The organism is Stenotrophomonas sp. BR163 (genome assembly GCF_047520985.2).
Lineage (GTDB): Bacteria > Pseudomonadota > Gammaproteobacteria > Xanthomonadales > Xanthomonadaceae > Stenotrophomonas > Stenotrophomonas sepilia.
This window is the reverse complement of sequence record NZ_JAXBRE020000012.1, coordinates 1-20,118: the sequence shown is the minus strand read 5'-3', so window position 1 is coordinate 20,118 and position 20,118 is coordinate 1. Positions and strand designations below refer to the sequence as shown.

At 68.4% G+C, this 20,118-nt stretch carries 15 protein-coding genes; 7 read left to right on the top strand and 8 right to left on the bottom strand.

What is annotated here, in order from left to right; translation table 11 throughout:
- Positions 1-111: 111 nt before the first annotated feature.
- A complete protein-coding gene (purL, locus tag ACM0PY_RS11660; protein WP_235646810.1) occupies positions 112-3,996 on the bottom strand; it encodes a phosphoribosylformylglycinamidine synthase in 3,885 nt (1,294 codons plus the stop codon).
- Positions 3,997-4,810: 814 nt separating this feature from the next.
- On the opposite strand from purL, the gene ACM0PY_RS11655 reads away from it, so the two are divergent.
- On the top strand, positions 4,811-6,910 hold the full coding sequence (locus ACM0PY_RS11655) for a glycosyl hydrolase family 18 protein (RefSeq protein WP_180885668.1): 2,100 nt from the start codon (positions 4,811-4,813) through the stop codon (positions 6,908-6,910).
- Positions 6,911-7,031: 121 nt separating this feature from the next.
- Here ACM0PY_RS11655 and ACM0PY_RS11650 read toward each other — a convergent pair whose 3' ends face one another.
- Positions 7,032-7,817, bottom strand: a complete 786-nt coding sequence (locus ACM0PY_RS11650; RefSeq protein WP_088496901.1) for a thioredoxin fold domain-containing protein — start codon at positions 7,815-7,817, stop codon at positions 7,032-7,034.
- Between the two features lie 100 nt (positions 7,818-7,917).
- Positions 7,918-8,895 (bottom strand): site-specific tyrosine recombinase XerD, encoded by a 978-nt coding sequence (gene xerD / locus ACM0PY_RS11645; protein WP_072168877.1) that lies wholly within the window; start codon positions 8,893-8,895, stop codon positions 7,918-7,920.
- Between the two features lie 56 nt (positions 8,896-8,951).
- Here xerD and ACM0PY_RS11640 point away from each other — a divergent pair, with 56 nt between their 5' ends.
- Entirely contained in the window at positions 8,952-9,443 is a 492-nt protein-coding gene (locus ACM0PY_RS11640; protein ID WP_072168876.1) for an RDD family protein, read from the top strand.
- A gap of 90 nt (positions 9,444-9,533) precedes the next feature.
- Here the strand turns inward: ACM0PY_RS11640 and lptG are convergent, their stop codons facing one another.
- Both lptG and lptF read right to left on the bottom strand, forming a co-directional pair.
- On the bottom strand, positions 9,534-10,640 hold the full coding sequence (gene lptG, locus ACM0PY_RS11635) for an LPS export ABC transporter permease LptG (RefSeq protein WP_134972845.1): 1,107 nt from the start codon (positions 10,638-10,640) through the stop codon (positions 9,534-9,536).
- On the bottom strand, positions 10,637-11,719 hold the full coding sequence (lptF, locus tag ACM0PY_RS11630) for an LPS export ABC transporter permease LptF (protein ID WP_180866674.1): 1,083 nt from the start codon (positions 11,717-11,719) through the stop codon (positions 10,637-10,639). Before lptF ends, lptG begins: the two co-directional genes overlap by 4 nt.
- Before the next feature lie 104 nt (positions 11,720-11,823).
- Here lptF and ACM0PY_RS11625 point away from each other — a divergent pair, with 104 nt between their 5' ends.
- From ACM0PY_RS11625 to ACM0PY_RS11610, 4 genes are all read left to right on the top strand, one after another.
- Positions 11,824-13,302 (top strand): leucyl aminopeptidase, encoded by a 1,479-nt coding sequence (locus tag ACM0PY_RS11625; RefSeq protein ID WP_180885670.1) that lies wholly within the window; start codon positions 11,824-11,826, stop codon positions 13,300-13,302.
- A gap of 82 nt (positions 13,303-13,384) precedes the next feature.
- Complete coding sequence (locus ACM0PY_RS11620) at positions 13,385-13,810, top strand: DNA polymerase III subunit chi (RefSeq protein ID WP_005415211.1); 426 nt, start codon at positions 13,385-13,387, stop codon at positions 13,808-13,810.
- Between the two features lie 72 nt (positions 13,811-13,882).
- Positions 13,883-16,711: a valine--tRNA ligase gene (locus tag ACM0PY_RS11615; RefSeq protein ID WP_180885676.1), complete on the top strand. Its 2,829-nt coding sequence runs from the start codon at positions 13,883-13,885 to the stop codon at positions 16,709-16,711.
- 133 nt (positions 16,712-16,844) lie between these two features.
- Complete coding sequence (locus tag ACM0PY_RS11610) at positions 16,845-17,666, top strand: EamA family transporter (protein WP_134972707.1); 822 nt, start codon at positions 16,845-16,847, stop codon at positions 17,664-17,666.
- Positions 17,667-17,711: 45 nt separating this feature from the next.
- On the opposite strand, the gene rimI is transcribed toward ACM0PY_RS11610, so the two are convergent.
- From rimI to pssA, 3 genes are read right to left on the bottom strand one after another with little or no spacing between them, the layout of a single operon-like run.
- A complete protein-coding gene (gene rimI / locus ACM0PY_RS11605; RefSeq protein WP_053462112.1) occupies positions 17,712-18,209 on the bottom strand; it encodes a ribosomal protein S18-alanine N-acetyltransferase in 498 nt (165 codons plus the stop codon).
- Positions 18,206-18,709, bottom strand: a complete 504-nt coding sequence (locus tag ACM0PY_RS11600; RefSeq protein WP_061480607.1) for a hypothetical protein — start codon at positions 18,707-18,709, stop codon at positions 18,206-18,208. The genes rimI and ACM0PY_RS11600 overlap by 4 nt, the downstream gene beginning before the upstream one ends.
- Positions 18,706-19,482, bottom strand: coding sequence for a CDP-diacylglycerol--serine O-phosphatidyltransferase (gene pssA / locus ACM0PY_RS11595; RefSeq protein WP_414609497.1), 777 nt, complete (start codon positions 19,480-19,482; stop codon positions 18,706-18,708). The genes ACM0PY_RS11600 and pssA overlap by 4 nt, the downstream gene beginning before the upstream one ends.
- Positions 19,483-19,562: 80 nt before the next feature.
- Between pssA and ACM0PY_RS11590 the strand changes: the two genes are divergently transcribed.
- Complete coding sequence (locus ACM0PY_RS11590; RefSeq protein WP_032953917.1) at positions 19,563-19,940, top strand: DUF4124 domain-containing protein; 378 nt, start codon at positions 19,563-19,565, stop codon at positions 19,938-19,940.
- The last annotated feature ends 178 nt before the right edge of the window (positions 19,941-20,118 follow it).

The window sequence follows — 20,118 nt, the reverse complement described above, 5'->3', positions numbered from 1 at the left end:
ATGTAACTAGCGGGCGCGACAAGGGTTTCACGCGTACAAAGAAAAACCCGCCGACGAAGCGGCGGGTTTTTCCATACGCGGTGGCATTGCGCCCTGCGCGGAACGACGCGATCAGCCGCACCATACCCGCGCGTTGCGGAACATGCGCATCCACGGCGAATCACCCTGCCATTCCGCCGGTGCCCAGCTCAGGTTGAGCGCGCGCGGGGTACGTTCCGGGTGCGGCATCATGATGGTGACGCGGCCGTCGCTGCTGGTCAGGCCGGTGATGCCGTCCGGCGAACCGTTCGGGTTCAGCGGGTACTGGCTGGCCACCTTGCCATTGCCATCGATGTAGCGCAGCGAGACACGTGCAGCAGCCTGGTCGACGGCATTGTCGAACACGGCCTGGCCCTCACCATGCGCCACCGCCACCGGCAGGCGCGAGCCGGCCATGCCACGCAGCAGGATCGACGGCGATTCCACCACTTCCAGCAGCGCGGTACGGGCTTCGAACTGCTCGCTGGCATTGCGGCGGAACTGCGGCCAGTGCTCGGCACCCGGAATGATGTTCTTCAGCTGGCTCATCATCTGGCAGCCGTTGCATACGCCCAGCGCGAAGCTGTCTTCGCGCGCGAAGAACGCGGCGAAGGCATCACGCAGTGCGCTGCGCTCCAGGATCGAGGTGGCCCAGCCACGGCCGGCACCGAGCACGTCGCCATAGCTGAAGCCACCACAGGCCACCAGGCCGGTGAAATCCTGCAGGGCCACGCGGCCTTCAATCAGGTCGCTCATGTGCACATCGAAGGCACGGAAGCCGGCACGCTCGAAGGCGTTGGCCATTTCGATCTGGCCGTTGACGCCCTGCTCGCGCAGCACCGCCACGCGCGGACGCGCACCGGTGCTGATGAACGGTGCGGCCACGTCTTCGTTGAGGTCGAAGCTGAGCTTCGGCTTCAGGCCCGGTGCGTTGAAGGCACGCGCGACCTCGCGCTCGGCATCGGCGTTGGCCGGGTTGTCGCGGCGCTTCTGCATCGCGTGGGTGACCGACCACCAAGCGTCGAACAAGGCCTCCCAGCGCCACTCGGCCAGGTTCTCGCCGCCCAGCGACACGCGCACCACCGGTGCGGTGGTTGGCTTGGCGATGCGCTGCGCGCATTCGGTCAATGCATGGCGTTCAACCAGGTCGGCAAACGCGGCACGGTCTTCGCGCGCGATCTGCACCACCGCGCCCAGTTCTTCGTTGAACAGGCTGCGGAACGGATCATCACCCCAGGCATCGAGGGCGATATCCAGGCCCAGGCGCGAGGTGAAGGCCATTTCGCACAGGGCGGCGAAAGCACCGCCGTCGCTGCGGTCGTGATACGCCAGCAGCAGGCCGGACTGGCGTGCATCGCGGATCAGTTCGAAGAAACCCCGCAGGCGCTGCGGATCGTCCAGGTCCGGGGCGGCACCGGCGAAGGCCGGCAGGTCGCCGTGGTCGGCATGCACCTGGGCCAGGATCGAACCCCCCAGGCGCTGCTTGCCGGCACCGAGGCCGATCAGCCACAGCTCGCTGTCCACCTCCCGGTCGAGCAGCGGGGTCAACTGCTGGCGCACGTCGGCGACCGGCGCGAACGCCGAGATCACCAGCGATACCGGCGACACGCTCTTGTGCGCTTCGCCCTGGTCGTGCCACTGCGCCTGCATCGACAGCGAGTCCTTGCCCACCGGGATGCTGATGTCCAGCTGCGGGCACAGTTCCATGCCCACCGCCTTCACCGCGTCGTACAGCAGCGCGTCTTCGCCGGGGTGACCGGCCGCAGCCATCCAGTTCGCCGACAGCTTGATCTCATCCAGCGCATCGACCGGGGCCGCGCACAGGTTGGTCAGCGCTTCGCCCACCGCCATGCGTGCCGAAGCAGCGGCATCGAGCAGGGCCAGCGGGGTGCGCTCGCCGATCGACATCGCTTCGCCAGCCACGCCATCGAAGTCGGCCAGGGTGATCGCCACGTCGGCCACCGGCAGCTGCCACGGACCGACCATCTGTTCGCGCGCGGTCAGGCCGCCAACGCTGCGATCACCGATGGTGACCAGGAAGTTCTTCGAGGCCACGGTCGGGTGCGCGAGCACGCGCAGGCCGGCTTCCTGCAGGTCCAGGCCACCGGTCTTCAGCGCCGGCCAGCGCGGTGCCGGCGGGTGCGCGGTATCGCGGTGCATCTTCGGCGGCTTGCCGAACAGCACGTCCATCGGCAGGTCGATCGGTGCATCGGCCGGGGTGTGGCCCGGCACGGCGCCGTAGGCCACCACCAGATGCTCTTCAGCGGTGGCCACGCCGACGGCCGCGAAGGGGCAGCGTTCGCGGGCGCACAGCGCGGCGAACTCGGCCAGGCGCTCCTGGGCCACGCCCAGCACGTAGCGTTCCTGCGACTCGTTGCACCACAGCTGCATCGGTGACAGCGACGGATCATCGGTGGGCACCTTGCCCAGGTCGATGACACCACCGACGTTCGAGTCGTGCAGCAGTTCGGGGATGGCGTTGGACAGGCCACCGGCGCCGACGTCGTGGAAGAACTTGATCGGGTTGTTGGCGCCCATCGCCACGCAGCGGTCGATGACCTCCTGGCAGCGGCGCTCCATTTCCGGGTTGTCGCGCTGCACACTGGCGAAGTCCAGGTCCTCGGCGCTTTCACCGGAGGCCACCGAACTGGCCGCACCGCCGCCCAGGCCGATCAGCATCGCCGGGCCACCCAGCACGATCACCGCATCACCGGCCTGCAGCGGGATCTTGTCGACCTGCACGCGATCGATCGCACCGAGGCCACCGGCCAGCATGATCGGCTTGTCGTAGGCGCGCACCAGGTCGGCGCCTTCCGGCAGCTCGAAGCTGCGGAAGTAGCCGAGCAGGTTCGGGCGGCCGAACTCGTTGTTGAACGCGGCGCCGCCGAGCGGGCCGTCGGTCATGATTTCCAGCGCCGGTGCCATGCGCGGGTTCAGCGCGCGCGGCGCCTCCCACGGCTGCGGCAATTCCGGAATGCGCAGGTGCGAGACCGAGAAGCCGGTCAGGCCTGCCTTGGGCTTGCCGCCACGGCCGGTCGCGCCTTCGTCGCGGATCTCGCCACCCGCGCCGGTCGAAGCGCCCGGGAACGGTGCGATCGCGGTCGGGTGGTTGTGGGTTTCCACCTTGATCTGGAAGGCACTGGGCACCTGCGCTTCGCGGCGGTATTCGCCACTGGCCGGATCGGGACGGTAGCGCGACGCCGGATGGCCTTCGATCACTGCAGCGTTGTCGCTGTACGCGCTGAGCGTGTGCTGCGGGGTCTGCTGGTGGGTGTTCTTGATCATCCGGAACAGCGAGCGGTCCTGTTCCTGGCCATCGATGGTCCAGCTGGCGTTGAAGATCTTGTGGCGGCAGTGCTCGGAATTGGCCTGCGCGAACATCATCAGTTCCACATCCGACGGCGAGCGGCCCAGCGCGGTGAAGCGTTCACGCAGGTAGTCGATCTCGTCCTGGGCCATGGCCAGGCCGAGGCGCTGGTTGGCGGCCTCCAGCTGGTCCACCGGCACGCGTTCCAGCTCGCCACGGGCCGGCGCCGAGAACAGCGCCTGGCCCTGCTCCACGGTCTCCAGCACCGACTGCGTCATCGGGTCGTGCAGCGCCTTGACCAGCGCCTGCTGGGCGTCAGCATCTGCCGGCCAGCCCTGCACGTCGATACGCAGGCCACGCTCGACCCGGCTGACCGGCTGGCCGGCACCGCGGACCAGTTCGGTGGCCTTGCTCGACCAGGGCGACAGCGTGCCCAGGCGCGGCACCACGATGCGGCTGACTGCGCCTTCGGCCACGGCTTCGGCCTGCGGCGCCGCTTCGAGGATGCGGCACAGCGTGATCAGGTCGGGGGCGGCGCTGCCTTCGGGCTGCACGAAGTAGACGTGCCAGGCACCGCTGATGCGCAGGGAGGGAGCGATGGACTGCAGGCGGGATTCAAGACGTTCGCGGCGGAACGGCGACAGGGCGGGCGCGCCCTCGAGGACCATCATGTCCGGGGAACCGTAGTTGGGAAACGGGCCCGACATTGTACCGGAAGCGGGGGGAGGGCTTTGGCCGGGCGGCGCCCGGCACCTGCCGAGGCCAGGGCAACGGCAACAGCAACGGCCCAAGCAAAAGCGGGGTTCACATGGGATGGCGGGGCGGTGGGGGCCAGCAGGACACGCCGTAAACCCGTCCATGGGGGCTCAATGGCGCCATCCATGGCGCCAACGGTCCTGCTGGCCCCCACCACCCCGCCCCCGACAGATTTCCGCGATCTGCCGCCATGCGTGGATGCTCCCCGGTAGTGCCGGCCGCTGACCGGCAACCAGGAAAATGTCAGAAGTCAGGCATTGAAGAGCGAAGCGACCGGCTTCTGCTTTTGATTTTTTGTTCTGTCTTTCGTGGCTGGCCGCGCAGGAACCTGTCCGTGGCCGGGCGGGTGGGCTGCGCAGGGGCGTAAGCGCCATGGATGGCGCGCCCGAGCCTACAGGGACGTATTCACGGCGTCCCCTGCGCAGCCCACCCGCCCGGCCAACCCCAGAAATCTGCTTTTCGCGGAAAGCCCCAGCCACGAGGGGGCCCCGCCGCTGGCCGCCGACCGCGCGCCAGCGCCGCTTTCCGCCCAAATCCTCCAACCATGCGCTTGCTCACGGATTGACCACGCAATTGATGACAACGTTGTCCCCACCTGGTGCCGGACTCTCTCCCCGGCCTCCCAGGTGCCTCCGTCCGGCCCCTCCGTCGCCTTCCCGGGCGATGCCCGGACCTGCGTCACGCGCGGCGCCATCGGGGCCCGCGCGCCCTTTGATCGGAGACTCACCCATGTACGACCCGATTGTGCGCAGTGCCGAACGTTCGACCCGAAGCTGTCGTCCCCGCCACTTGGCCTGGCTGCTTGCCCTGGCCGCCGGCAGCGCCGCCCTGCCCGGCCTGGCGCAGGCCGCTAGCTGTGCCGGCGTGGCCCAGTGGGACCAGGCCAAGATCTACCGGGCCGGCGATACCCTGCAGAAAGGAGGCGTCCTCTATCGGGCGAACCAGGACATCTGGAACGCGCCGCCGGACCATCCGGCCGGTGCGCCCTACTACACCAACCTCGGTGCCTGCGATGGCACCGGCACCAACCAGCCGCCGGTGGTCAGCCTGACCTCGCCGGCCAACGGCGCCACCTTCAGCGCCGGCAGCACGGTCAACGTGACCGCCACCGCCAGCGATCCGGACGGCAGCGTCGCCAAGGTCGAATTCTTCCGCGACGGCAGCACGCTCGGCGTGGCCACCAGTGCGCCGTATGCGGCCAGCTGGGCCAATGCCAGCGCCGGCAGCCACACCCTGCGCGCGGTCGCCACCGACAACAACAACGCCACCGCCAGCACCGCGACGATCACCATCACCGTCAACGCCGCCAGTGGCGATACCACCGCACCGAGCGTACCCGGCGGGTTGGCGGCCGGCACCCGCACCGCCAACAGCATCGCGCTCAGCTGGAGTCCTTCCACCGACAACACCGGTGGCAGTGGCCTGGCCGGCTATGACGTGTACCGCAACGGCAGCCTGGTCGGTTCGCCGTCCAGTGCCAGCTATGTCGACGGCGGGCTGACCGCGTCGACCACCTACCGTTACCGCGTGCGGGCGCGCGACAACGCCGGCAACGCATCGGCGCAGGGCACCGAGATCAGCGCCACCACGCTGGCCGGCGACGGCGGCACCACCGGCAAGCGGGTCATCGGTTACTTCACCCAGTGGGGCATCTACGGCCGCAACTACCGGGTCAAGAACATCGACAGCAGCGGCTCGGCGGCGCGCCTGACCCACATCAACTACGCATTCGGCAACGTGCGCAACAACCGCTGCGAAGTCGGCATCACCCAGCCGTCGGACCCGAACAGCGGTGCCGGTGGCGATGCCTTCGCCGACTACACCAAGGCCTTCAGTGCCGCCGAGAGTGTCAGCGGCAGCGCCGATACCTGGGACCAGCCGTTGCGCGGCAACTGGAACCAGCTCAAGCAGCTCAAGGCCAAGTACCCGAACCTGAAGGTACTGATCTCGCTGGGTGGCTGGACCTGGTCGCGCGGCTTCTCCAGCGCGGCGCGCCCGGAAAACCGTCAGGCCTTCGTTGCCTCGTGCATCGACGCGTACATCAAGGGCAACCTGCCGGTGACCGACGGTGCCGGCGGCGCCGGTGCGGCGCTGGGCGTGTTCGACGGCATCGACATCGACTGGGAATACCCGGTGGCCTGCGGCATCGAATGCGGCAAGCCGGAAGACAACGCCAACTTCACCGCGCTGATGGCCGAGTTCCGCCGCCAGCTCGATGCGGTGCGTCCGGGCCTGTTGCTGACGGTGGCGGTGGGTGCCGGCATCGACAAGATCCGCGTCACCGATCCGGCGGCGTACCACCCGTACCTGGACTACATCAACGTGATGACCTACGACTTCCACGGCGCGTGGGATGCGAGGACCAATCACCAGTCGGCGCTGTTCGATTCGCCGAATGATCCGTCCACCGGCGACCAGAAGCTGTACAACAGCAACGACGCCATCGAGGCCTTCATCAGCCGTGGCGTGCCCGCCGCCAAGCTCAACCTGGGCATCGGCTACTACGGGCGTGGCTGGACCGGCGTGGCCAATGCCAACAACGGCCTGTACCAGACCGCCAGCGGTGCCGCCCCGGGCACATATGAAGCCGGCATCGAGGACTGGAAGGTGCTGAAGAACCTGGCGTGGCCGGGCTACACCGACAACACCGCCGGCGCCACCTGGATCTACAACGGCAGCACGCTGTGGAGCTTCGACACCCCGGCCAACATCACCCGCAAGATGGGTTACGTGAAGACCCAGGGCCTGGGCGGCGCGTTCGTCTGGGAGTTCAGCGGTGACGATGCGCAGGGCACGCTGACCAAGGCGGTCAGTGATGGCCTGAAATAAGGCAAAAGCCGGGGGCGCATTTTTCGCCCCCGGCCTCTGATCTGTGGCGCCGAGCCCATGCTCGGCTGATGGTTGCGCAGCCGAGCATGGGCTCGGCGCTACAGGAAAAGGTCAACGGCGATCAGCGCTTGGCCGACAGCTTTTCCAACGCCGCGCGCAACTGTGCCGGCGGCAGGTAGCCCCCCAGCTGGGTGCCGTCCGGCGCGAAGATCGCCGGCGTACCATTCACGCCCAGCTGCTGGCCCAGCGCGTACTGCATCGCCACCGGATTGGTGCAGTTCTTGGCGGGAACGTTGCCGCCGCGCTTGGCGTTGGTCAGCGCCTGGCGACGATCCGCTGCACACCAGACCGAAATCATGTCGGTGTAGTCCTTGCTGCCCAGACCCATGCGCGGGAACGCCAGGTACTCGACGGTGATGCCGTTGCGGTTGAGCTCGGCGATGTCCTGGTGCAGCTTGCGGCAGTAACCGCACTCGATGTCGGTGAACACGCTGATGGTGTACTTGGCGTTCGGCGCGGCGAACACGATGCGATCGCCGTGGTTGGCCTTGGCCAGCAGGCCGCGGCGATAGCCGAGCAGGCCTTCGCTGTTGGCCGGGCCCTTGGCGCGGGTGTCGTAGGGCTGAGACTGGAACAGATAGCGGCCGTCATCGGACACATACAGAAGCTGGCCTGAAACGACGACCTCGCGGAAGCCGGGGAAAGGCGCGGCGCCAATGTAGTCCACCTGGAAACCGGGGTTCAACGCGGTCAGTGCGGCGCGTACCGCCTGGTCGGCGGGCGCATTCGCGGCCGGACTGGCCTTGGCCGCAGCGGCGGCGGGTGCCTTGGCGGCCGGTGGAGCCGGCTGGGCGCAGGCGGTCAGGCTGAGCGCACCGAACACGGCGGCGATGGCAAATCGGAGCATGGAGCGGTCCGCGACAGAAGAAGACCCCGGATTCTGACACAGCCACCGCGACCGGGCGGCGACGGCCGGCAGCGCCCCGGGCAGCGATTCAGCCCGGCACTCAGCCACGCGGATGGTGGCGGGCGTGCAGCTTCTGCAGGTGCTCGCGCGCGACCAGGGTATAGATCTGGGTGGTCGACAAGGAACTGTGGCCAAGCAGCATCTGCAGCGCGCGCAGGTCGGCACCGCGGTTGAGCAGATGGGTGGCGAAGCTGTGCCGCAGGCCATGCGGGCTGATCCGCGCCGGGTCGATGCCGGCCACCTGTGCGTGGCGCTTGACCAGATGCCAGAACGCCTGCCGGGTCAGCGCATGCAGCGTCGGTTCGACGAACAACGGGGTCTGCCCATCCGCCAGGGCATGCACCTTGCCCTTGCCGACCAGCTGCGGGCGCGACTGCTGCAGGTAACGCTCCAGCCAGTGCTGGGATTCCTCGCCCAGCGGCACCAGCCGTTCCTTGCTGCCCTTGCCGGTGACCCGCAGCACGCCCTGGCGAAGGTTGACCGCCGTGGCCGGCAGCAACACCAGCTCGCTCACGCGCAGGCCGGCGGCATACATCAGTTCCAGCATGGCGCGATCGCGCAGGCCCAGTGGGCTGTCGACATCCGGTGCTGCCAACAGCGCGTCGATCTGGCTCTCGGCCAGCGCCTTGGGCAGCAATCGTGGCAGCTTCGGCGGATCCAGCAGCGCACTCGGGTCCTCGCTGCGTTCGCCGCGCCGCACGCCATCGGCGAAGAACGCCCGCAACGCCGACAGCAGGCGCGCATTGCTGCGCGGCGACCAGCCATGCCGGGTGCGCCAGGCCAGATACTCGAACAATCCGGGACGCTCGATGCCGGCCAGGCCACCGTCGCGTCCATCCATCCAGCGCGCCAACCCTTCGAGGTCACGCCGGTAGCTGTCGAGGGTGGCACGGGCCAGGCCGTTCTCGGCCCAGATCGCATCGAGGAAGCGCTGGATGCGCACGCTGTCGTCGGCGCGAAGCTCGGGCAGTTGCTGGACCAGCTGGCGGCGTTCGGCGGGGGTGGAAACAAGAGCCATGCGTGCAGGATACGAGGGCCACTGCGGGCACGGCCAGCTTTGCGTATGCTCGGCGCATGTCCCGCCCTGCCACCGACACGGCCCCTGCGGCCGCCACCGAAATGCTCCATCCGCGCGCATTGCTGCTGTGGCGCGTGCTGGCGATGGTCTACGACGCACTGCCGGTGCTGGCGCTCTGGATGCTGGCCGGCACGCTGTTCACCCTCGCCTACACCTTCAGCGGCCACGCACAGCGCGAGAACATCGCGCCGTTCAGCGCCTGGCAGTGGCTGCTGTGGGCGGTGTGCTGGGCGGTCACGGGCTGGTACGCCACGGCCAGCTGGCGCCGCGGCGGACAGACCCTGGGCATGCGCCCGTGGCGGCTGAAAGTGCAATCAATCGATGGCACGCCGTTGCGGCGCGGGCAGTTGTGGCTGCGCTTTGCGGTAGGCACGCTGTCCCTGCTGCTGGGCGGACTGGGATTCTGGTGGGCGTGGGTCGACCGCCAACGCCTGACCTGGCACGACCGCGCCAGCGGTACCCGCCTGGTGCGGATGCCGAAACGGTAAGGCGCTGTCTGTAGAGCCGAGCCCGTGCTCGGCTGCTTTCCGCACTGTACGTGACAGCCGAGCACAGGCTCGGCTCTACAACAATCAGAATCAGCCCGACTTGCGCCGGAACAGCAGTCCGGACACAGCCAGCATCACGATCGGCGGCAGCGCATAGGCGATGCGGTAATCGAATTTCAGCGCGCCGGCCATGCGGCCGAAGAACAGCTGCAGCAGCCAGAAGCCCAATGCGAACAGGATGCCCAGGAACAGGCGCTTGCCCATGCCGCCGCTGCGCAGCGATCCGAACGCGAACGGCACCGCCGCCAGGCACAGGGCCAGCACGTTCACCGGATAGAACCAGCGGCTCCAGTACACATCCTCGAAATCGCGCGCGTCCAGCCCGTTGCGTTCGCGGTAGGCAATGCTGGTGCTCAGCTCGGACACGCTGAGGTTGCGCGGCTTGGCGATACCGGTCGCCAGCGCGGCCGGGTCCAACTTCGAGTTCCAGGGCTCACGTGCCACTTCCTGACGGGTTGCCGAGCGCTCGCCAAAGGTGTCGCGGCGCACGCCGGTCAACACCCAGCCGTCCTTGTCGTGCTCGGCGGTGGCGGCGTGGGTCAACGAGGCGATCTTGCCGTCTTCGGCGACCCGGTACAGGCGCACATCACGCAGGATCAGCCGCGTGCCCTTGTCGCCCACCAGCTGCTCCTCGCCGCTCTGCGCATTGAGGAAGGTGTCGCCTTCGCGTGCCCACAGCCCCGAGTAACGGGTAGTGGCAATATCCCGCCCCCATTTGGCGCTGGATTTCAGCGCATCGGCACGGTCCTGGCCCCACGGGCCCAGCGTCTCGGCGCTGAGCACCATCACTGCGGTCAGCAGCGACAGCGCAATCGCCACCGACACGCTCAGGCGCTTGCGCGACAGGCCCAGCGCGCGCAGCGCGGTCAGCTCCGAGGTCGCGGCCAGCTGGCCCAGGCCCATCAGCGCGCCGATCACCGCGGCGGTGGGGAAGAAGGTGTAGGCACGGCGGGGCACGGTGTACAGCACCCACGCCGCAGCATGGCCCAGCGAATAGCCGTTCTTGCCGATGTCCTTGAACTCACCGGAGAAGGCCATCACCACGTCCAGGCCGGTCAGCACCGCCCAGGTGAGCAGCACGGTGGTGAACACCGCACGACCCAGGTAGAAATCGAAACGCATCGGGCGCAGCTTCATGCGCGGCCTCCCTTCGGGCGGGCCAGGCGGCCATCGCGCGCGTACATCCAGATGGCGAACGCCAGCAGCGGCAGGGTCAGCCACCACAGGCCCAGCGCGCCGGGAATCCTGCCGTCGGCGATCCAGCCGGCGCCGATGAAGGTCAGGTTGGTGCCCACCATGTAGGCCAGCAGGGCCAGCATCATGCGCCCGTAGCGCTGCTGGCGCGGCGAGCTGCGGCCCAGCGGCACGGTCAGCAGGGCGAACGCCAGCGCGATCAGCGGCGGTGCCAGCCGGCGATGCAGCTGCGCCTGTGCCTGCGGCCGTGCATCACCGATCAGCTGCAGGGTCGGCATCAGTTCCGGGTCGTCCTCGGTGCGGGTCTGTGCGCCATCGGGCAGGGCCACGTCGTTGCGGGCGAAGGTCGCCAGCCGGTAATCCAGCCCAGCGGCCACCGGGCCTTCCACCTGGTGGCCATCATCCAGCTCCAGGAAACGCTGGCGGGTGCCCTCGAAGTACATGCGGCCACTGTTGGCCGACACCACTTCCAGGCGGTCGTCCTTCTGCCGCTGCAGGAACACCTTGCCCAGCTCGGTGCCGTCAGGCGAGATCGAGGACAGGTAGACCACGCCGCCATTGGGCAGCGGCGTGAACCGGCCCGGCTCCAGGCCGGCCATCAGCACGCTGCGGTTGGCCTCGATGATCATCTGCTCGGCCACCCGGCCTGCCCACGGGCCCAGCCACAGCGAGCAGGCGCCGACCAGCAGCACCACCGGCACCACCAGCATCAGCAGCGGTCGCAGCAGTCGCTTGGGGCCAACACCAATGGCGGTGATGACCGCCATTTCCGAGTCGCGGTACAGCCGCGCCACGGCCAGCAGCAGGCCCAGCATCAATGCCAGCGGCAGGATCAGCGGCAGGTAGGCGATGAACTGCAGGCCCAGCTGGGAGAACAGCAGCTTGGCCGGCAGGCGTCCGTCGGCGATGTTGCCGAGGATGTCCACCAGCACGCCGCCCACGCTGACCACCAGCAGGACGATCAGGGTAGCCAGGAAACTCTGGACGAAATCGCCCAGCAGGTATCGGTCGAGCTTCAGCATGGGGCGGTGGTTTAAACTCTGGGGTTCGTTCGCGGTGCCGCCCAGTCTACTGTCTGGGCGTAAACGGCCTGCGATTGTACGGACTCGCCAATGGAATCTGCTCAATGGCCCTCGAATTCACCCTGAACCACGTTGCTCCGGCCGCCGCCACCGTTGATTGCCTGGTGGTCGGCGCGTATGCCGACCATACCCTGACCCCGGCCGCGCAGGCCCTGGATGCCGCCAGCGGTGGCCGCCTGGCGGCCTTGGCCGAGCGTGGCGACCTGTCCGGCAAGACCGGCGCAACCACCTTGCTGCACGACCTGCCGGGCGTGACCGCCCCGCGCGTGCTGGTGGTCGGCCTCGGTGAAGCCGCCCGTTTCGGCGTGCCGCAGTACCTGAAGGCCGTGGGCGACGCCGTGCGCGCGCTGAAGGCCGGTGCTGCCCGCAGCGCACTGTTCACCCTGTCCGAAGTGGCGGTGAAGGACCGCGACGCGGCCTGGGCGATCCGTCAGGCGGTGATCGCCGCCGATCACGCCGCCTACCGCTACACCGCCACCCTGGGCAAGAAGAAGGCCGACGACGCCGGTCTGACCCAGCTGGCCATCGCCGGTGACGACGCGCAGGCGCTGGCTCAGGGCCAGGCCATCGCCGCCGGTGTCGAGTTCGCCCGCGAGCTGGGCAACCTGCCGCCCAACTACTGCACCCCGGCCTATCTGGCCGACGTGGGCGTGAAGTTCGCCGGCGAGCACGACGGTGCCGAAGCCGAGATCCTCGACGAGCACCAGATGGAAGCGCTGGGCATGGGCTCGCTGCTGGCCGTGGCCCGTGGCTCGGCCAACCGCCCGCGCCTGGTCGTGCTGAAGTGGAACAATGGCGGTGATGCGAAGCCGTACGTGCTGGTCGGCAAGGGCATCACCTTCGATACCGGTGGCGTCAACCTGAAGACCCAGGGCGGCATCGAGGAAATGAAGTACGACATGTGCGGTGGCGCCAACGTCATCGGCACCTTCGTCGCTGCGGTCAAGGCCAAGCTGCCGCTGAACCTGGTGGTGGTGGTGCCGGCGGTGGAGAACGCCATCGATGGCAATGCCTACCGTCCGTCCGACGTGATCACCTCGATGTCGGGCAAGACCATCGAAGTCGGCAACACCGACGCCGAAGGCCGCCTGATCCTGTGTGACGCGCTGACCTACGCGCAGCGCTTCGAGCCGGCCGCGCTGGTCGACGTCGCCACCCTGACCGGTGCCTGCATGGTCGCCCTCGGCCACCAGACCGCCGGCCTGATGAGCAAGCACGACGACCTGGCCAATGAACTGCTGGCCGCCGGCGAGCATGTGTTCGACCGCGCCTGGCGCCTGCCGCTGTGGGACGAGTACCAGCCGATGCTGGATTCGACCTTCGCCGACGTCTACAACATCGGTGGCCGCTGGGCTGGCGCGATCACCGCCGGCTGCTTCCTGTCGCGCTTCACCGAAGGCCAGCGCTGGGCCCACCTGGACATCGCCGGCGTGGCCAGCGATGAAGGCAAGCGTGGCATGGCCACCGGCCGCCCGGTCGGCCTGCTGAGCCAGTGGCTGCTGGACCAGGTCGCCCGCGCCTGATGCCGTACCCGACCCTGGCCGGCAGACGCCGGCCGGGGCCTCGCCCGGCACTGCCGGGCCCCTGCCTGACCCGGACCCTGCCATGCCCCGCGCCGACTTCTACCTGATCGCCAAGCCCCGCTTCCTGACCGAGCCGCTGCGCCTGGTCTGCGAGCTGGCGCGCAAGGCCAACGACGCCGGGTTGTTCACCCTGGTGCTGGCCCGCGACCAGGCCCAGGCCGAGGAGCTGGACGAGCTGCTGTGGGCGTTCGACAACGACGCCTACATCCCGCACCAGATCGCCGGCGAAGACATGGACGAGGAAGAGGCCCTGGTACTGATCGCGGTACCCGGCACCGAGGCACCGGCGCGTCCGCTGGTGATCAACCTGCGCGACGAGCCCTGGCTGGGCCAGTGCGAGCGCGTGCTGGAAGTGGTGCCGGCCGATCCGGAAGCGCGCGAACCGCTGCGCGAGCGCTGGCGCCAGTACAAGGCCGCCGGTTACGACCTGAACAAGCACGACATGTAAGCGCGCCCCGGCCCCCTTGATGGGCCGGCGCCGCGCCCTGATCCTTCAACGATTACCTCCTGGTTCCCCCGCATGACCCAACTCGCCTCCAGCTACGACCCGACGTCCTTCGAGACCGACCTCTACGAGGCCTGGGAGAAGGCCGGCCACTTCAAACCGTCCGGCACGGGCGAGCCGTACACCATCCTGCTGCCGCCGCCGAACGTGACCGGCACCCTGCACATGGGCCACGCCTTCCAGCAGACCCTGATGGACGCGCTGGTGCGCTACCACCGCATGCGCGGCTACGACACGCTGTGGCAGGTCGGTACCGACCACGCCGGCATCGCCACCGAAATGGTGGTCAGCCGCAACCTGGCGCTGGAAGGCAAGGGCGAGACCCGCGATTCGCTGGGCCGCGAGGGCTTCATCGGCAAGGTCTGGGAGTGGAAGCAGCAGTCCGGCGACACCATCGAACGCCAGATGCGTCGCCTTGGCACCTCCGCCGACTGGTCGCGCAGCACCTTCACCATGGACCCGCAGCCGTCGGCGGCAGTCAATGAAGCCTTCGTGCGCTGGTACGAGCAGGGCCTGATCTACCGCGGCCAGCGCCTGGTGAACTGGGACCCGGTGCTGAAGACCGCCATTTCCGACCTGGAAGTGGAGAGCGCCGAGGAAGACGGCTTCCTGTGGTCGATCGCCTACACGCTGGACGAAGGCCTGAGCTACGAGCACGTCGAGCGCGATGCCGACGGCGTGGAAACCCTGCGCGAAACCCGCGACTACCTGGTCGTCGCCACCACCCGCCCGGAAACCCTGCTGGGCGATACCGCGGTGATGGTGCACCCGGAAGACGAGCGTTACGCGCACCTGATCGGCAAGAGCGTGGTGCTGCCGCTGACCGGCCGCCGCGTGCCGGTGATCGCCGACGACTACGTGGACCGCGCGTTCGGCACCGGCGTGGTCAAGGTCACCCCGGCGCACGATTTCAACGACTATGAAGTCGGCGTGCGCCACAGCCTGCCGATGATCAACCTGTTCACCCCGGTGGCGGCGCTGAACGAGAATGCGCCGGAACGCTTCCAGGGCCTGGACCGCTATGAAGCGCGCAAGGCGGTGCTGGCCGAACTGGAAGACCTGGGCATCCTGGTCGAGACCAAGGCGCACAAGCTGCAGGTGCCGCGCGGCGACCGTACCGGCCAGGTGATCGAGCCGTACCTGACCGACCAGTGGTTCGTGAAGATGGACGACCTGGCCAAGCGTGGCCTGGAACTGGTCGAGGACGGAAGCATTTCCTTCGTGCCGCCGAACTGGATCAACACCTACCGCCACTGGATGAACAACATCCAGGACTGGTGCATCAGCCGCCAGCTGTGGTGGGGCCACCGCATCCCGGCGTGGTTCGATGCCGCCACCGGCAACTGCTACGTCGGTCGCAGCGAAGAGGAAGTGCGCGCCAAGCACAACCTGCGCAGCGACGTGGTGCTGAACCAGGAAAGCGACGTGCTGGAGACCTGGTTCTCCTCGCAGCTGTGGCCGTTCTCCACCCTGGGCTGGCCGAACGAGCAGGCCATGGCCGAGCGTGGCTTCGACCGCTACCTGCCGTCGTCGGTGCTGATCACCGGCTTCGACATCATCTTCTTCTGGGTGGCGCGCATGATCATGGCCACCGACAACCTGGTCGGGAAGATCCCGTTCAAGGATGTCTACTTCACCGGCCTGATCCGCGACGGCCAGGGCCAGAAGATGTCCAAGAGCAAGGGCAACGTGCTCGACCCGCTGGACATCATCGACGGCATCACCATCGACGATCTGGTTGCCAAGCGCACCGGCGGCCTGATGCAGCCGAAGATGGTCGAGAAGATCGAGAAGGCCACCCGCAAGGAATTCCCGGACGGCATCGCCGCCCATGGTGCCGACGCGCTGCGCTTCACCATCGCCGCGCTGGCCACCCACGGCCGCGACATCAAGTTCGACATGAACCGCGCCGAGGGCTACAAGAACTTCTGCAACAAGCTGTGGAACGCCAGCCGCTTCGCCCTGATGAACACCGAGGGCGCTGCGTTCACCGGCGTGCCCAAGCCGCGCACCGATGCCGAGCGCTGGATCCTCGCGCGCCTGGCCGCCACCACCGCCGAGGCACAGGGGCATTTCGCCGCCTACCGCTTCGACCTGCTGGCGCAGTGCCTGTACGAGTTTGCGTGGAACGCGTTCTGCGACTGGTTCCTGGAACTGAGCAAGCCGGCCCTGAACGGTGACGACGCCGCCGATGCCGAAAGCACCCGCCACACCCTGCTGTACGTGCTGGAAGCACTGCTGCGCCTGCTGCACCCGCTGACGCCGTTCATCACCGAACAGCTGTGGCAGCAGCTGGCCCCGCGCCTGGGCCTGGCCGAAACCACGCTGTCGCTGCGCCCCTACCCGACCGCCGCCGAGTTCGAAGGCGATTTCGCCCAGGCCGAGGCCGACGTGGAATGGCTGAAGGCGGTGATCAGCGCGGTGCGTCGCGTGCGCAGTGAGCTGAACGTCGCGCCGTCCAAGCTGGTGCCGCTGCGCCTGCAGGCCGGCCTGGAACAGGACCGCGTGCGTATCGAACGCTTCAGCGCTTCGCTGTCGTTCCTGCTGAAGCTGGACAGCATCCAGTGGCTGGCCGAAGGCGAAAGCGCACCGCCGGCGGCCGCCGCGATCGTGGGCGAGCTGAAGCTGCTGGTGCCGCTGGAGGGCCTGGTCGATCTCGATGCCGAGCGCGCGCGCCTGGACAAGGAGATCAAGCGCGTAGAAGGCGAGCAGGAAAAGAGCGAGACCAAGCTGGCCAGGTTCACCGACAAGGTGCCGCCGGCCGTGGTCGAGCAGGAGCGCGTGCGCCTGGCCGACTGGAACACCCAGCTGGCCGGCCTGCGCGAACAGCGCGCGAAGCTGTAACGCCGCGCTCTGGTGCGTGCCAACCAAGGTTGGCACCTACCATGGCGGGAGAGGTTGGCACCCAACCAAGCGGAATGGGAAACGCCGGGCAATGCCCGGCGTTTCCATTTCCCCCGCATGGCATCATCGCCGGATGCCTCTTTCGATCTTCCTGCTGGTTCTCGCCGCTGCGGCACTGCATGCCAGCTGGAATGCGATCGTCAAGCGCGGGCCGGACAAGTTCCTCGGCACGGTGCTGGTCACCGGAAGCGCAGCGCTGCTGTCCGCCGCTGCGCTGCCCCTGCTGCCGTTCCCGGCCGCGCACAGCTGGCCCTGGCTGGCCGCGTCGGTGCTGCTGCAGGTGACCTACTACGGATTGGTCGCGCGCTGTTACCAGCAGGTCGACATGAGCCTGGCCTATCCGCTGATGCGTGGCTGCGCGCCGATCCTGGTCGCACTGGCGGGCGCGCTGCTGGGTGAGACGCTGCCGGTGGCAGCCTGGCTCGGGGTGGTGCTGGTAAGCACCGGCATCCTGTGCATGGCGCTGGGTGCACGGGGCGGCCAGCTGCGACTGCCGCTGCTGACCGCAGCGATGATCGCCACCTACACGCTGGTCGACGCGCACGGCGCACGCCAGTCCGGCAACGCGCTCAGCTACACGTTGTGGTTGTTCCTGCTGTCGGGCATCCCGCTGCCGCTGTGGGCGGTGTACACGCGCGGCAGCGCGGTGCTGGACTATGCACGGCAGCATTGGCCGCTGGGGCTGGCCGGCGGCGTCGGCACCACCGCCTCCTATGCGATGGCATTGTGGGCCATGACCCAGGCGCCGGTGGCAATGATTTCGGCGCTGCGCGAATCCTCGATCCTGTTCGCGCTGCTGATCTCGGTGTTCCTGCTGCGCGAACGGATACCCCGCGCGCGCTGGCTGGCGGCGTCGCTCATCATCGGTGGCGTGCTGGCGTTGCGGCTGGCGTGATGGGCGCGTTGGTAGTGCCGGCCGCTGGCCGGCAACCCGTCTGCGTCACAGCGGCGGCATCGCCTGCAGGTCGCCGTCGACCAGCTCGATGGCCATCACCACCGCATCCTCGCGGCCCTGTGCAGCCGGGTAGTAGCGCGGGCGGCGGCCGATCTCGTTGAAGCCTTCGCTATGGTACAGCGCCAGTGCCGGCGTATTGGATGGGCGCACTTCCAGGAACACGCGCTGTGCGCCGCGATCGGCGGCCAGCCGCACCAGCGCGCGCAGCAGCTGGCGGCCCAGCCCGCGCGACTGCGCCAGTGGATCGATGCAGATGTTGAGCACGTGCGCTTCATCCGCGGCGATGCTGAGCACGCCATAGCCGACCAGCAGGCCATCACGCTCCATCGCCAGGCCGGGATAACCGGCGCGCAGGCAGTCGATGAAGATGCCGCGGGTCCAGGGAAACGGATAGCCCCGCAGCTCGATCGCCATCACGGCATTGAGGTCACTCTCGCGCAGCGCACGCAGGCTGACCGGGCCGGGCCGGGTTACCGCGCTCACGGCGTGCCCCGCTTGCGCAGGGCACGCAGCTGCGGCCACAGCGCACGCTTGGCGGCCGGGTCGCGGCGCAGCTGGTCCAGCGGCCAGCTGTCCATCAGCATCTGGGTGGCCGGGTCGTTCGGGTTGCAGCCGGAGGCGCGCAGCAGTGCGATCTGCAGGCGATCGGGCAGGCGTACCACCGGCTGGCGTGCGTTGCCGCTGGGCAGCGGGCGCTCAGCCGCCGGCACGGTATCCGGGGCACTGACCGGCGTTTCGCGGCGCGGCGGTGCCGGGCGTTCCGCGCGTACTGCGGTCGCGGGCGCGGCGTGGGCGTCGCGCGGCGGCACAGCGGCCCGCACCGGCTCCGGCGGGGCAACACTGGCTTCGGCTTCGGCCACGCTCAACTGCAATGCGGCATCCAGCTCGGCGGCCAGCTGGCCGTCGTGATAGACGGTATAGCCCATGGCCTGCAGCCAGGCCTGCTGGGCCGGTGACCACAGCACGGGCAGGTCCTGGCTCACGCGGCCTCGGGCTTCTTGCGCAGGCGCTGCACGGCCCACATCACCGGGCCGGACAAGGCGTACAGGATGCCGACCGCGAACAGCACGCGCGGCAGGTCGATGACCGCAATGGCAATGGCGACCGGCACCAGTGCCAACACCAGGAACGGCACGCGATCCGAACGGGTGCCCTTGGCATCGCCGCCCTTGAAGCTCCAGAAACGGATACGGCTGACCATCAGCAGCGCAGCGATGATCGTCACCGCCAGCGCCACATAGCGCAGCTGGTTGCCGTCCCAGCCCAGGTTGCCGTCGGCAAACGCCCAGACGAAGGACATCATCAGGCCCGCTGCGGCCGGGCTGGCCAGGCCGACGAACCAGCGCTTGTCGACCACCGCCACCTGCGTGTTGAAGCGGGCCAGGCGCAGCGCCGCGCAGGCCGCATACAGGAAGGCCACGGCCCAGCCGACGCGGCCGAGCAGCGGATCATCGAACTTCAGCCACGACAGCGACCAGTGGTACATCACCAGCGCCGGGGCCATGCCGAAGCTGACCAGGTCGGCCAGCGAGTCGTACTGCACGCCGAATTCGCTGCTGGTACCGGTCAGGCGCGCCACGCGCCCGTCCAGGCCATCCATCACCGCCGCCACGAACACGGCGATGCTGGCGTTGACGAAATGCCCGTTGGCCGCGGCGATGATCGCGTAGAAACCGGAGAACAGGCCGGCGGTGGTGAACAGGTTGGGCAACAGGTAAATCGTGCGCGAGCGCGGCGGCGGTGTGATCGGGTCCATGGAATCCAGTTTAATCGACTTGCCAGTGCTCGGCGCCAATGCTGCAATCGGCGTTCTACGCCCATTCCGTGGAGTTTGCCATGCGTGCCCTGTCCTGCCTTGGATGCCTGCTGCTGTTGGCCAGTGCCAACGCCGTGGCCGGTCCCGTGTACAAATGGAAGGACGCCCATGGCGTGACGCAGTACTCGGAGACCCCACCGGCGGGCAAGAAGTACGAGACCCGCGAGCAGGCCCGCACCCCGCAGGCCGCGGCCAGCACCGAGACCCCGGCCGCGCCGGTTCCCGAGCAGTGCAGCACGGCCCGGGCCAACCTGGCCCTGCTGGACGGCGGTGGCCAGGTGATGCAGGACACCGATGGTGATGGCAAGGCCGATACCCCGTTGACTCCGGAGCAGCACACCGCGCAGAAGGGATTGGCAGAGGCCGCCATCAAGGCTTACTGCCCACCGGCGGGTTAAGGGGGTCGGCAGGGCTGCGCCCTGCACCTGCCGAGGCTGCAAGCAACGGCAACGTCAAAAGCGGGCATTCCGTGGAATGGCGGGGCGGTGTCGGATTGCGGGGACGCCGCAAGTACGTCCATGTAGGCTTGGCAGCCTCGGCAGGTGCAGGGCGCAGCCCTGCCGACCCCCTTAACCC